Below are 12,901 nucleotides of genomic sequence, written 5' to 3'. Positions count from 1 at the left end.
TTTGCTGCGCTGCGGCACTTAACCGGCGCGGAAAATCAGATGATCTTCCCAGTCGTCTTCAGGCACGCTGCCTTCAGCAAGCATGCGCCCCGACTGCGAAATGCGTTCATGGTGTACAGCGTCCGGGTCACCGCAGACCAAATGGTGCCAGAGCGGCAAGTCCTTGCGCTCGCTGACCAGACGATAGCCGCAGGTCGGCGGCAGCCATTTGAACTCCTCGGCCTTGCCCGGCGACAGCTGAATGCAGTCCGGCACCGAATCACGACGGTTAGGGTAGTCGGTACACTGGCAGGTTTTCATATCAAGCAATTTGCAGGCAATGCGCGTGTAGTAGACGCTGTTGTCGTCTTCATCTTCGAGCTTTTGCAAGCAGCACAACCCGCAGCCGTCGCACAGCGACTCCCATTCCTCTTGATCAAGTTGATCGAGGGTTTTGCGGATCCAGAACGGTTCAACGATTGCGGCCATGGCTCAAACATCAACATCAGGGAGTGGAAAAGGCCGCCAGTCTAGTGCCCAAGGCCCTTGGGGCCAAGGGCTTGTCGTCAGACTTGTCACCTTGACGACATCACAGTAGTTTTAGGCCCTGAATTAATACGTAACATTTACCTCAGGAAACCGCCATGCCTGCTAACAGCCGTAAAGCCGATCACACGATTGACGAGCAATTTACCCTGCGCTGGTCGCCCCGCGCCTTTGCCGACGCGACCATCGACAAAGCGACCCTGATGAGCTTTTTCGAAGCGGCACGCTGGGCGCCATCGGCCTACAACGCGCAACCCTGGCGTTTTTTGTTTGCCCTGCGCGGCACCCCGGACTTTGACCGCTACCTGAGCCTGCTGGTGGAATTCAACCAGGGCTGGGCCAAGCATGCGGCCGCTCTGGTGGTGATTGTGTCCAAGACCACCTTTGGAGCACCGGGTACCACCGAAGAAAAGCCTGCGCCAACCCACGCCTTCGACACCGGCGCGGCCTGGGGCCATCTGGCGCTGCAAGCGCACTTGAGCGGCTGGCACACCCACGGCATGAGCGGCCTGGATTTCGAGCGGGCGCGCACAGAGCTGAAAATTCCTGAGGGTTACGCTGTGCAGGCGATGGTTGCCATCGGCAAGATCGGCGACAAGTCGACGCTGGTGGATTACCTGCAGGCCAAGGAAGTGCCAAGCCAGCGCGAGCCACTGAGCAAGCTGGTGGCTGAAGGCGATTTCAGCCTGTAAATGCACCTCTTGGTGCAAACCCGGTAGTCGCTGCCGCAGGCTGCGAGCTTTTCAACATCAAAAGCTCGCAGCCTGCGCCAGCGACTACCGGTTTAGTAACCGCGTTCGAAATCCACTTCGCCACGCAGTGCTTCACCCGCCTGAAACGCCCGCAAGTTATCGACAAACAGCTGCACCATCATCGGTGGCGAGGTGGGTGCCGAGCTGTGGCCTGTCAGCAGCAAGCCCCAGGCAGTCCAGAACGGATGCTTGGCCGGCAACGGCTCCTGACGGCAAACATCAATCACTGCGCCCGCCAGATGCCCCACTCGCAAGGCTTCGACCAAATCGGCATCCACCACCGCTACGCCGCGTCCGGCATTGATGAACACGGCATTGGGATTGAATTGCGCAAACAGCGGCGCATCGTAGACGTCATGGGTGTCTGCGGTATTGGGCAGCAGATTGATCACGTAATCCATCTGCCCGACCATGCGCGGCAAGTCGCTCAACACACCCACTTCCTTGAACGGCGCCAGTTCACGGGCGGTGCTGGCAATGGCATACAGCTCAACACCAAAGGGCAACAGAAACTGAGCCACGGTCTGGCCAATATCCCCGGCCCCGACGATCAAGACCTTGCGCCCGACCAGGCTCTGGCCCATGCGGTTATCCCACTTGCGCTCGACCTGGCTGACCAGGCGGGCCATGACTTCGCGCTCGTGACCGAGCATGTAAGTCAATACGTATTCAGCCATCACCTGACCAAAAATACCCACCGCGCGAGTCAGGCGGTATGAACGGGGCAAACCTTCAGCCAGTAACGGCGTGATCCCCGCCCAGGTCGACTGCAGCCAGTCCGGCGTGTGGCCCTGGCGCAACAGGGTCGCCAACAGGTCCGGCTGCCCCAGCCACACCTGGCACTCGCCAGCCATGCGCGACAATTGCTCGGAGTCGCCGCTGGACTGAACCTCCAGATCCGGCGCAATGCGTTGCAGAAGTTGGGTGTAGAGCGGGTAGTCTTTCTCGGCGATCAGGATGCGCATGTTTCTAACCTTTCTAAACCACTGCCAGCACCCGTCGCCGAGGTTTGCCTCGGAGCGTTCGGCCACCGCCAATCTTAATGAGTTCGTTTAAGACAGGTGCCCGGAACCGGACACCTGGCGCTGCACTTACATCGGATCGTTGCGACGCAGCAGCTCTTCGGGCAAGTGCTCGATATATTCGTCTTCGGCCGGAGGCATTTGCAAGTGGTAGCCCTGGGTTTCCAGGTTTTCCAGCACCTTGTGAATGTCCTCGCGCGACAGGGTACGCTCAGGGCTCAGTACCAGGTCAAAGGCATGGAATGGCTTGCCGAAGGCAGCCAGCAAGGGTTCCGGCACGCGCTCCAGGGCATCGGCCTTGAGTACATAAAGATACATTTCGTTGCGTTTGGTGCTGCGATAAATAGAGCAAATACGTTTCAAGACTGTTCTCCAGCGGTGGCCAGGCAATCGAGCAAGGCCTGGCCCATCAGCTCACGGCGCCAGCCGCGCAGTGATTCCGGCAATTGGTAAGGGCCATTGGGAAAGCCGCTTTTCAGCAGGGCTTCCAGGGTTTTCTTGCGCAGCATCAGTTCCGGCGCAATGTTCAAACGCTCGGCCTGGGCCTGACCGATGGCACGCAGACGCTTGATCTGCAGCGCCGCCTCGACCGGTAACGGCTCGGGTACGGCGGGCGGCCATTGCTCTGGCGGTAGACTGCCAGCACGCTTGATCAGATCAAGCAAAAACTCGCCATCCTGACGCACGGTACGCGGGTGCATGTCTTCGATCCGCGCCAGCGCGACCAGATTGTCGGGCTGCGTCTTGGCCAGAGGCCATAACGCGTGCTCACGTATCACACGGTTGCGCGGCAGATCCCGGGCACGGGCTTCGTGCTCGCGCCAGGCGCAAATTTCACGCAACACAGCCAACTGATCCCGTGACAATTTCCAGGCCAGCTTGGCTTCGCGGTACACCTCGTAAGGGTCTACTTCGCGGCGCAGGTTGGCGACAAGCTCGGCACCATCTTCCAGCACCCAGCTGTATTTTTCGTCAGACAGGCGTGGAAACAGCAACTTGTAGACTTCAGCCAGATGCACGGCATCTTCTGCGGCATAGCTGATCTGGGTTTCAGACAGCGGACGCTGCAGCCAGTCGGAGCGGGTTTCACCCTTGGGCAGGTCGATATCCAGCACTTCCTTGACCAGGCGTGAATAGCCCATGGAGAAGCCAAGGTTCAGGTAGGCTGCTGCCAATTGGGTGTCGAACAAAGGCACCGGCAAGCTGGAAGTCAGACGCAGCAACACCTCAAGATCTTCGCTGCACGCGTGCAGGACTTTGACGACCGACGTGTTTTCCAGCAAGTCAGCCAATGGCTGCCAGTTGTCGATGGTCAACGGGTCAATCAGGTAAGCCCGCGTGCCGTCGCCAATCTGGATCAGGCCGGCAATGGGGTAAAAGGTATCGACCCGCATAAATTCGGTGTCGAGGGCTACGAACGGCAATTGTTGCCATTCGGCGCAATGTTGGCCGAGGCTATCGTTGTCGCGAATCCAGTGAATATCGATGGCCACACGGCTCTCCCTTGAAGAATGGCGCGCAGTATATATCGCCCTCAAGTATTTCCGGACATCGACTCGTCATGTTGTGCGCGAAAAAACTTACAAAAGTTAAGTCAAAAACCTGCATCTACTTACCGTTATTACCGGTAGGTTGCCTGACTTCACGCCCATACGATTTGTTACAACACATTATGTGACAAGCCGACAGGACCGGATCGTGACGACACGAGTAGATTTGCGCCCTATAAAAACCGAGGAAACTCCAATGAAAATGTCCTGCAAACTGTCAGCAATGACTCTCTCGCTGGTAGGTCTTTGTGCCTTTGCCAATGCTGCACTGGCTCAAAACCCTGAGCCCGCGCTGGATGCCGCAGTGCAAGACGGCGCCAAAAAGGTGATGCAAGCGTACGCAGTACCCGGTCTGGTTATCGCCGTGAGCGTTAACGGCAAACAACACTTTTACAACTTCGGTGTAGCGTCAAAGGCCACCAAAGAACCCATGAGCCCGGACACTCTCTTTGAAGTCGGCTCCATCAGCAAAGTGTTTACCGCCACCCTGGCCACCTATGCCCAAGCCAAAGGCCAGCTATCACTTAACGACACCGTTGCCAAATACGAGCCTGAGCTCGAAGGCACACCCTTTGGCAAGATTACGCTGACCCATCTGGCCACTCACACGGCTGGCGGATTCCCGTTGCAGCTGCCTGACAGCGTGCAGAACCAAAGCCAGTTGATGAGCTATTTCAAAGACTGGAAGCCGGTTTACCCGACCGGCACGCAGCGCAGCTATGCCAACCCCAGCATTGGCATGCTCGGCCAGATTGCAGCCAAAAGCATGAACATGCCGTTTACCCAGGCGATGGAGCAGCAACTGTTCCCGGCACTGGGCCTGCAAAGCACCTACCTGACGGTGCCCGCGGACAAAATGGGGGTGTATGCCCAGGGCTACAACAAACAGGATGAACCCGTCAGGCTCAACCCCGGCGTTCTGGGCAACGAAGCCTACGGCGTAAAAACCAATGCCCGCGACCTGATTCACTTTACCGAGCTGAGCCTGGGCCAGGGCGATGCCAGCCCCACCATTCGCCAGGCATTGGCTGACACCCGTGTCGGTTACTATCGCATCGGGCCTGTGATTCAGGACCTGATCTGGGAACAGTACGCTTACCCTGTCGAACTCAAATCGCTGCTGGTGGGCAACTCGGACAAAATGGCCTACGAGAACAATGGCGCCATCGCCCTCAACCCGCCCCTGGCGCCACAGCAGGCGGTGTGGATCAACAAGACCGGGTCAACCAACGGTTTTGGCGGGTACGCGGTGATGGTGCCGTCCGAGCAGAAATCGATTGTCATCCTGGCCAACAAGAACTACCCGAACAGCGCACGTGTCGAGTTCGCGTACGAGATCTTGAAAGCGTTGAACTAAGTATCTTTGCGCAAGATATAGATGCTGCCCATGCCAAAACCGGGCAGCACCTCATACTGCTTGAGGATGCTGAAACCTGCCTGTTTGAACTGAGTTTCAATTTCGCCCCTGCTGACCACGATACGTTGCGGGTCATTGACCGGCTCTGTCCCACGACCAAGAGGCACTGACAGGATCAGGCTGTCGCGACTGACCCGGTGCAGCTCACGCAAAATGGCCAGTCGATGGTCACTGTCGCGCACGTGGTGGAACAGCTGCATGCAAAAAATGCAGTCCACCGCGTTCTCGGAAATATCGATGGAGAACACCGAGCTTTGAAACAGCTTGATGCGCGCCAGCAAACTGGCTGGATGGTGGGTCTGGGCGTGATTGAGCATGTCTTGCGACGAATCCGAGGCCAGGATCACCCGATTGCCGTGCTCGGCCAATACAGGCCAGAAACGCCCGGCACCGCAGGCCAGGTCCAGGACCAGCCCGGGTTCCCCCGCCACTTTCAACGCACGGCGAACCAGACGCTTCTCGCGCCACAACGCCAACCTGCGAACAACCCCCTGGGGCTGAGCCTGCAGGCAAACCTTCGCATGCTCGCGGTCATAACGCTCGGCGAACTCATGCTCAATATGGGTAGAAGGTGGCTGCGATGACATGGCCCGCGAACTCTTGTGTTTGATGATGTTCGACACGGAGGTTAGCGGGACACCAGTGAAAAAATTGTCACAGAAGCATGAAAACCACAGGGATGAAGCAGTTTCGTTGTAGCCGCTGTCGACCCTGTGTTCACGCCTGCTGCAAATACCAACGCCAGTCCTGCTCACCCACCTCACCCATGAACTGTCGGTACTCCGATTTCTTCACGGCCAGGTACACCTTCAAGAAGGCTGGCCCGAACGCCTCTTTCGCCCACTGCGAGCCATCCAGCGCCCGCAAGGTGGTCAGCCAGTCGTTCGGCAGCATTTCGGTGGCCTGGGCATACCCGTTGCCTTCAATCGGCGCGCCCGGATCGAGCTGCTCGCGAATGCCACGATGAATACCGGCCAGAATGGCGGCTGCGGCCAGGTAGGGATTGGCGTCGGCGCCACAAATACGGTGTTCTATATGCCGCGAGTACGCCGGACCGCCCGGGACCCGCAAGCTCACCGTGCGATTGTCCACGCCCCAGGTCGCGGCCAGCGGCGCATAGCTGTTGCTTTGAAAACGGCGATACGAGTTGGCATTGGGGCAAAACATCAACAACGAGTCGAGCAAGGTACTGAGCATCCCCCCAACCGCCTGCCTGAGTAATGGCGTACCGTCCGGCGCCTCACTGGCAAACAGGTTGTTGCCCTCCTTGTCGGCCAGGCTCACATGCATGTGCATGCCGGTTCCGGCCAGGTCATCGAATGGCTTGGCCATAAAGCAGGCAACCATCCCGTGCTTGTGCGCCACGCCCTTGACCAGGCGCTTGTAGCGCACGGCCTCGTCCATCGCTTGCAGCGCGTCGCTGCGGTGCTCCAGGGTGATTTCCACTTGCCCCGGTGCGTACTCGGAAATCGCCGTGCGGGCCGGGATCCCTTGCAGCTTGCAGGCGCTGTAAAGGTCGGCCAGAAACGGCTCGATTTGCTCCAGCTCCCGCAGCCCATACACCTGGGTAGCGCGCGGACGCTGACCATCGGCATCGCGCGCCGGTTGCGGGCGGCCATTGCTGTCACGCTGCTGATCGAGCAGATAAAACTCCAGCTCTGCCGCCATCACCGGGTAGTAACCGTCCGCCTTGAGGCCGTCGATCACCTTGGCCAGCAAGTGCCTGGGGTCGGCCACGGTGGCGGGCATTCCCTGCTGCGGGTGCATGCTGACTTGCACTGCCGCCGTAGGAATCAAGCGCCACGGCATGCGCTGCAAACTGCCGCTGACCGGGTAAGCGCGGCAATCGATATCACCCACATCCCATACCAGCCCGGTGTTTTCCACATCATCGCCATTGATGCTCAACCCCAGAATTGTGCTGGGCAGCGGCCGTCCGCTCTCGTACACCGCCCGCAATTCGTCGCGGTGCAACAACTTGCCCCGGGGCACGCCGTTGTTATCGATAATGAACAGCTCGAACATCTCGATGTCCGGGTGCTGTTCCAGAAAATCCAGGGCTTCTTGTAGCGGGGCAAACGTGGTGGAGGCACTCATGGCAATACTCGTAGATTCGTATCAGGCAGGCGCCCCCCTTGAGGGTACGCGACAGTCAGGATGTAACGGCTAACGAGCATCCGGCGGGCGGGCATGGCGGCAGTGAAACAGGGCCCAGAAAGCCAGTTCTGAGGGCAGGCATGGCACACGCCGCACGGCAGGAGCGCGCGACTGCCGTTGGCACTGAATACTGCTCAGACCACGCCTCATACCTGCAACCGTTGCCAAAAAGGGAACCCAGCCTCACACGGCTGGCCCGCTTGTTTAAATGCAGGGTTTTATACCTTTGGTTACACCTGCGCTAAACATTCCCATCCCGCAGGCCGGTGAACGTTTCAAAGACCGGCAAGGTCGCATGCAGTGTCTATCCTGGTTGATCCACCTTACTGCTTCGAGGAGCCAGCCCCATGACCAGAACGGTTGCCGATTTCATCACCGAAACCCTGCAGCAAGCCGGCGTAAAACGCGTGTTCGGCGTGGTGGGCGATTCACTCAACGGTTTTACCGATGCCCTGCGCCGCCAGGAGCAGATCGAGTGGATCCATATGCGCAATGAGGAGTCCGCTGCTTTTGCCGCCGGGGCCGAGGCCCATTTGACTGGCGAGCTGGCGGTATGCGCCGGCAGTTGCGGGCCGGGCAACCTGCACTTGATCAATGGCCTGTTCGACGCCCATCGCAGTGGTGTACCGGTACTGGCGCTGGCCGCCCATATTCCCGGCAGTGAGATCGGTATCGATTACTTCCAGGCCACCCACCCCGAAAGCCTGTTCAAGGAATGCAGCCATTACGTCGAACTGGTGTCCCACCCCGAGCAGTTGCCGCAGATTCTGCAGCGGGCCATGCGCGTGGCCATCGCCAAACGCGGGGTCGCGGTCGTCGTGATTCCCGGCGATGTGGCGCTGCAAGTCACCGAGGCCAAAGTGCCGCAATGGATAAAGCCTGCCCAACCGCTGATTTGCCCTGCCCCGGCCGATATCGACCGGCTGGCGTCGTTTCTCAATGATGGCAAGAAAGTCACGCTGCTGTGCGGCGCAGGCTGCGCCGGTGCCCATAGCGAAATCCTGGCGCTGGCCGAGCGCTTGAACGCGCCCATCGTGCATGCCCTGCGCGGCAAGGAACATGTCGAATACGACAACCCCTATGACGTCGGCATGACCGGACTGATCGGCTTCGCCTCGGGTTACAAGGCGATGATGAACTGCGACACCTTGTTGATGCTCGGCACCAATTTTCCGTATCGCCAGTTTTACCCGCAGCACAGCTACATCGCGCAAATCGACTTGCGCCCCGAAGCCCTGGGCAACCGTTGCCCGCTGCAATTGGGCCTGCTGGGTGATGTGAAGCTCACGCTACAGGCGGTGCTGCCCAAGGTGATGCAAAATCCCGATCACGAACACCTCGATGCCGCCTGCGCCGACTACAGAAAAGCCCGCGAAGACCTCGATGCGCTGGCTGAAAGCAGCCCCAACAGTTCGATCATTCATCCGCAGTACCTCAATCGCCTGGTCAGTGAACTGGCGGCAGAGGATGCGATTTTCACCTGCGATGTCGGCACGCCTACCGCATGGGCTGCCCGTTATTTGAAGATGAATGGCAAACGGCGCCTGATCGGCTCGTTCAATCACGGCTCGATGGCCAATGCCATGCTGCAGGCCATCGGGGCGCAAGCGACATTTCCTGATCGCCAGGTCATTTCAATGTCTGGGGATGGCGGATTCACCATGATGATGGGCGACTTTCTGACCCTCAATCAGGTGGGTTTTCCGGTCAAGGTCATCGTACTCAACAACGGCACCCTGGGCTTTGTGGAAATGGAAATGAAAGCCGCGGGCTTCCCGGATGTGGGCTGCGACCTGAAAAACCCGAACTTTGCGGCAATGGCCCAGGCCATGGGCGTGAAAGGGATACGGGTTGAGCACCCGGCACAGCTGGAAGCCGCACTGCGAGAAGCTTTCAGCCATGATGGCCCCGTGCTGGTGGACGTAGTCAGCGCCCGCCAGGAGCTAGTCATGCCGCCGACCAAAACCTTCGAGCAGGCCAAGGGGTTCAGCCTGTTTATGCTCAAGACAGTGATGGACGGCCGCGCACGGGAGCTGATCGATCTGGCCAAAGTCAATTTGTGGCGTTGAGCAACTCTGTGGGTACTCTGTTGCCGGTCAAACGCGTTCCTCTAGTGGCTGCGCGCAAAACAGGTATTTCGAGTACATCTCCAGCGTTTGTGTCCAACTGAAATATGGGTTTCGCCCCTAGGGCGAGGTGGGTGGTACTCGCGATCCGTAGCAGCTGACGACGAAACCTGTAGTCGCTGAGGAGCGAAGCGAGGCTGCGAGGGGTTGCGCAGCGACCCTGCTTGAAGGTCCTTCGGCCCTTATCGCAGCCTGCGGCAGCGACTACACGTGGTGTTCAGGCCTTGGAAATCAGTCATTTCGTACGACGTTTCGCTTTCATTCTCATGAAACATCCGAGAAGATTCCGCTCGCTTGCGCCTGTCCATTTCGGGGAATAGTCTCGGCCAATCGCTGCAAAACAGCGGTTGGGTTTAGTCGCCCGACGTGTACATTCGGCGCAAGGCGCCACCTCCGCGAGGCGCTTTTTTACGGCCTGCGTTTTATGGTGGCCGTGCGCAGGGCGCCTTCGAGCGCGCCGGTTTTTCCGAATGTACCGGTCGACTAACCTGCGCACGGCTGCCTCCCATTTGCTTAGTCGCGAGTGCTGGCAGCTCCTTGAGTACAATCGGAGTTGTAACGATGAAAAAAATCACCCCCGATCCCCCTGCTTTACCCCTCGATGCTGCTGACAGTCACGACCCGTTGCTGGACCGTGCCGCCGTCGAACGTGCGCTCAATTACTACCTGCAAAACCATAAGCATTATCGCCCTATAGGCACGGCCATGCTGGCCATCCCGCACAGTGTCAATTCAGAAGCGGCTTTGGCCCAGGCGTCAGACTTGTTGCGCTGTGCGGGTGCCTGCGCGAATGAGGCGGGGAATGGCTTGAGCGGGCCTGCGCGCGATTTGGTGTTGTCGGTCATGCACTTGGTGGAGCTGGCCAAGGGCTATGTCGACAAGTCGCTGGACACACTGGCAACGCACTGAAGCAGCACGCGCCTGATTGGCGACAGGCGCGTCATTGCTCAATGACGGAAGGGTTTATGCAGCAGCTGGCGCAAGAACACGGCTACAGCTGCCACGGATTGCGCTAGTAAATGCTTCGGTAAATGGCCTCCACGTCTTGCTCGGTCATGTCACAGGGATTGCTGTCGATCAGCCGACGAATGCCCACCACCACGTCACTGGCCATCACCGGCAGTGATGCTTGATCCACGTTCAAATTCGACAGGCGCTGCTCCAGCCCACTGGCTTTGACCAGCCCCTCGACGGCCTGGACAAACGCTTCGGCGGCGCTGGCCTCATTGTCAAAATCCTGGCCTGGCAGCAGGTGCGCGGCCAGTTCAGCGTAGTGGCGCTGAGCGCTGGCCAGGTTGAAACGGATCACCGGCGCCATGACCAGGGCATTGGCGTGGCCATGAGGGATATGAAAACGTGCCCCCAGCGGGTATGCCAGCGCATGGATGGCCGCCACCGACGCATTGACGAACGCCATGCCTGCCATCAATGAACCTTGCAACATGGCGGTACGCGCTTCCAGGTCCTGTCCGTTGGCCAGAACCTTGGGCAAGTTGGCACCCAGCAGTGCCAGGGCCGCGGTCGCCAGACCATCGGAGATCGGGTTTTTACGGGTGCGACTGGTGTAGGCCTCGATGGCATGCACCATCGCATCCAGCCCCGTAGCCGCTGTCACTTTCGCTGGCAGGCCGAGGGTCAGTTGCGGGTCGAGAATCGCCACATCCGGCAGCAATTGAGGCGAATAAACCGCCTGTTTACGCTGTTGCGCGTCGGTAATCACCGAGACCCACGTCACCTCGGAACCGGTGCCCGAGGTGGTAGGCATCAATACCAGCGGCGTGCGTTGGCCCAGGGCCTTGTCGGTGCCGTACAAGTCTTCCAGGGGTTGCTCGCTGTTGATCAGCAACGCCACCAGTTTGGCCGCGTCCAGGGAACTGCCACCGCCCAGTCCCAGCACCCCATCGGCCTTGAACCCTTGCGCCTGTTTCACTGCCCGTTCAACCAGCGCCGATGACGGATCGGGCGCGACCTGATCAAACACCGCCACTTCGCAACCTGCCGCCTCAAGCACTTTGCAGGCCTGCCCGGCAAAGCCCAGGCTGACTATGCCCGGGTCACACACCAGCATCACACGCTGTGCGCCCAGGCCTCTGAATACGTAACCGACTTCCTGTAATGCCCCGACTTCACAGACGATACGCGGCACACTTCTGAATTCATGGTTCATGACTAACTCCTGTAATAAGCGTGCCTACAGCACCGAGGCGTAAATGCCGTAGATGTCGTCGCGGTCAAGCGGGCGCGGGTTGTTGATCAGCAGTCGCTCGACTTTCAGCGCGTCATTGGTCAACCGGTCAAGGTTCTCAGCCGTGACACCCACTTCATGCAGGCGCTGGGCAAATGGCATGCGCGCCACCAGACCGGTCATGAAATCGATAAAGCCATCGCAAGCCTCGACCGCACTGGCAAACCGCTGGCCCGGCAACACCGCCGCGGCCAGTTGTGCATAGAGCGACTCGGCAGCTGAGCGATTGAAGTTCAGTACGGGCACCAGCACCAGGGCATTGCTCAACCCGTGGGGCACATGGAAATGTCCGCCCAATGGATAGGCCAGCGCGTGCACCGCCGCCACCGGGGCATTGGCGAATGCCATGCCGGCGAGCATCGAGCCCAGCAGCATGTCCGATCGCGCCTGCAAGTCGCCGGGTTCGGCCAGCACCCGGTCCATGTTGGCCGCCAGCAAGGTCAGGGCCTGAACGGCCAGTCCGTCGGACAACACGTTCTTTTTGTGCACGCTGGTGTAAGCCTCGATGGCATGCACCATCGCATCGACCCCGGTCATGGCGCTGACCGCGGCGGGCAGGCCAACCGTCAGCCGTGCATCGAGCAAGGCAATGTCGGGGTACAACAAGGGGCTGACCACGCCCTTTTTCTCATGGCTGGGGGTGGTGACAATCGCCACCGCCGTCACCTCCGAACCTGTCCCTGCCGTGGTCGGAACCTGAATCAGCGGCAGCCGTGGCCCCTTGGCAAGGCCAATGCCGTAGATGTCCTCCAGGCACTGTGTCTGACCGCAGAGCAAAGCCACCAGTTTGGCCGTGTCCAGGGAGCTGCCGCCGCCCAGACCGATAACCGCCTGAGCACGACATTGACGCGCAACATCAACCGCGTCCTGCACCGATGCCGCAGGCGGATCGGCCTGCACGTCACTGTACAACGTGACCTGCAATCCGCTGTCGCGCATGGCCTGCAGCGGTGCATCCAGCAGCCCCGCACGCAGCAGGCCCGGGTCGCTGATCAGCAGCACGCGCTCGGCTTTCAGTTCGCGGCACAGGGCGCCAAGGCGCAGCGCACCATCGATTTCGCAGATCACCCGCGGTGTGGTTTCAAAGATGAATTTTGACATTGTGGT

The 12,901-nt window shown here is 59.5% G+C and carries 12 protein-coding genes; 4 read left to right on the top strand and 8 right to left on the bottom strand.

Going from position 1 to position 12,901, the window contains the following annotated elements; translation table 11 throughout:
* Positions 1–18: 18 nt before the first annotated feature.
* Positions 19–468 carry a YcgN family cysteine cluster protein gene (locus tag V6P94_RS10715; protein WP_133079340.1) on the bottom strand — a complete coding sequence of 150 codons (450 nt, stop codon included), beginning with the start codon at positions 466–468 and terminating at the stop codon, positions 19–21.
* Between the two features lie 155 nt (positions 469–623).
* On the opposite strand from V6P94_RS10715, the gene V6P94_RS10710 reads away from it, so the two are divergent.
* The gene (locus tag V6P94_RS10710) at positions 624–1,217 is read left to right on the top strand and encodes a nitroreductase family protein (protein ID WP_133079339.1); all 594 of its coding nucleotides are present in this window, start codon (positions 624–626) and stop codon (positions 1,215–1,217) included.
* 92 nt (positions 1,218–1,309) lie between these two features.
* Here the strand turns inward: V6P94_RS10710 and V6P94_RS10705 are convergent, their stop codons facing one another.
* The 3 genes from V6P94_RS10705 to rnd form a co-directional block, all read right to left on the bottom strand.
* Positions 1,310–2,242, bottom strand: coding sequence for a D-2-hydroxyacid dehydrogenase (locus tag V6P94_RS10705; RefSeq protein ID WP_219262455.1), 933 nt, complete (start codon positions 2,240–2,242; stop codon positions 1,310–1,312).
* A 126-nt stretch (positions 2,243–2,368) separates the two neighbouring features.
* Positions 2,369–2,662, bottom strand: coding sequence for a YcgL domain-containing protein (locus V6P94_RS10700; protein WP_133079337.1), 294 nt, complete (start codon positions 2,660–2,662; stop codon positions 2,369–2,371).
* A complete protein-coding gene (rnd, locus tag V6P94_RS10695; protein WP_219262456.1) occupies positions 2,659–3,792 on the bottom strand; it encodes a ribonuclease D in 1,134 nt (377 codons plus the stop codon). Before rnd ends, V6P94_RS10700 begins: the two co-directional genes overlap by 4 nt.
* 253 nt (positions 3,793–4,045) lie before the next feature.
* Here rnd and ampC point away from each other — a divergent pair, with 253 nt between their 5' ends.
* Positions 4,046–5,206, top strand: a complete 1,161-nt coding sequence (gene ampC, locus V6P94_RS10690; RefSeq protein ID WP_338649318.1) for a class C beta-lactamase — start codon at positions 4,046–4,048, stop codon at positions 5,204–5,206.
* Here ampC and V6P94_RS10685 read toward each other — a convergent pair.
* Positions 5,203–5,853, bottom strand: a complete 651-nt coding sequence (locus V6P94_RS10685; protein WP_326398269.1) for a class I SAM-dependent methyltransferase — start codon at positions 5,851–5,853, stop codon at positions 5,203–5,205. The two genes, ampC and V6P94_RS10685, sit on opposite strands and share 4 nt — an antisense overlap.
* Before the next feature lie 130 nt (positions 5,854–5,983).
* Positions 5,984–7,363, bottom strand: coding sequence for a glutamine synthetase family protein (locus V6P94_RS10680; RefSeq protein ID WP_133079333.1), 1,380 nt, complete (start codon positions 7,361–7,363; stop codon positions 5,984–5,986).
* A gap of 407 nt (positions 7,364–7,770) precedes the next feature.
* On the opposite strand from V6P94_RS10680, the gene poxB reads away from it, so the two are divergent.
* Together poxB and V6P94_RS10670 are read left to right on the top strand one after the other, a co-directional pair.
* The gene (gene poxB, locus V6P94_RS10675) at positions 7,771–9,492 is read left to right on the top strand and encodes a ubiquinone-dependent pyruvate dehydrogenase (protein WP_326398270.1); all 1,722 of its coding nucleotides are present in this window, start codon (positions 7,771–7,773) and stop codon (positions 9,490–9,492) included.
* A 618-nt stretch (positions 9,493–10,110) separates the two neighbouring features.
* The gene (locus V6P94_RS10670) at positions 10,111–10,458 is read left to right on the top strand and encodes a DUF6124 family protein (protein ID WP_326398272.1); all 348 of its coding nucleotides are present in this window, start codon (positions 10,111–10,113) and stop codon (positions 10,456–10,458) included.
* Between the two features lie 103 nt (positions 10,459–10,561).
* On the opposite strand, the gene V6P94_RS10665 is transcribed toward V6P94_RS10670, so the two are convergent.
* Positions 10,562–11,716 (bottom strand): iron-containing alcohol dehydrogenase, encoded by a 1,155-nt coding sequence (locus V6P94_RS10665; RefSeq protein WP_326398273.1) that lies wholly within the window; start codon positions 11,714–11,716, stop codon positions 10,562–10,564.
* 24 nt (positions 11,717–11,740) lie between these two features.
* Positions 11,741–12,895: an iron-containing alcohol dehydrogenase gene (locus V6P94_RS10660; RefSeq protein ID WP_338649317.1), complete on the bottom strand. Its 1,155-nt coding sequence runs from the start codon at positions 12,893–12,895 to the stop codon at positions 11,741–11,743.
* Between the last annotated feature and the right edge of the window lie 6 nt (positions 12,896–12,901).

Source organism: Pseudomonas sp. ML2-2023-3 (assembly GCF_037055275.1).
Lineage (GTDB): Bacteria > Pseudomonadota > Gammaproteobacteria > Pseudomonadales > Pseudomonadaceae > Aquipseudomonas.
Note: the sequence above shows the minus strand (reverse complement) of the source record. Positions and strands in the feature narration are given on the sequence as shown.

Coding starts and splice junctions, on each gene's coding strand:
- V6P94_RS10680 (WP_133079333.1), bottom strand. CDS start 7,363: ATGAGTGCCTCCACCACGTTTGCCCCGCTACAAGAAGCCCTGGATTTT.
- V6P94_RS10665 (WP_326398273.1), bottom strand. CDS start 11,716: ATGAACCATGAATTCAGAAGTGTGCCGCGTATCGTCTGTGAAGTCGGG.
- V6P94_RS10670 (WP_326398272.1), top strand. CDS start 10,111: ATGAAAAAAATCACCCCCGATCCCCCTGCTTTACCCCTCGATGCTGCT.
- V6P94_RS10685 (WP_326398269.1), bottom strand. CDS start 5,853: ATGTCATCGCAGCCACCTTCTACCCATATTGAGCATGAGTTCGCCGAG.
- V6P94_RS10715 (WP_133079340.1), bottom strand. CDS start 468: ATGGCCGCAATCGTTGAACCGTTCTGGATCCGCAAAACCCTCGATCAA.
- ampC (WP_338649318.1), top strand. CDS start 4,046: ATGAAAATGTCCTGCAAACTGTCAGCAATGACTCTCTCGCTGGTAGGT.
- poxB (WP_326398270.1), top strand. CDS start 7,771: ATGACCAGAACGGTTGCCGATTTCATCACCGAAACCCTGCAGCAAGCC.
- V6P94_RS10705 (WP_219262455.1), bottom strand. CDS start 2,242: ATGCGCATCCTGATCGCCGAGAAAGACTACCCGCTCTACACCCAACTT.
- V6P94_RS10710 (WP_133079339.1), top strand. CDS start 624: ATGCCTGCTAACAGCCGTAAAGCCGATCACACGATTGACGAGCAATTT.
- V6P94_RS10660 (WP_338649317.1), bottom strand. CDS start 12,895: ATGTCAAAATTCATCTTTGAAACCACACCGCGGGTGATCTGCGAAATC.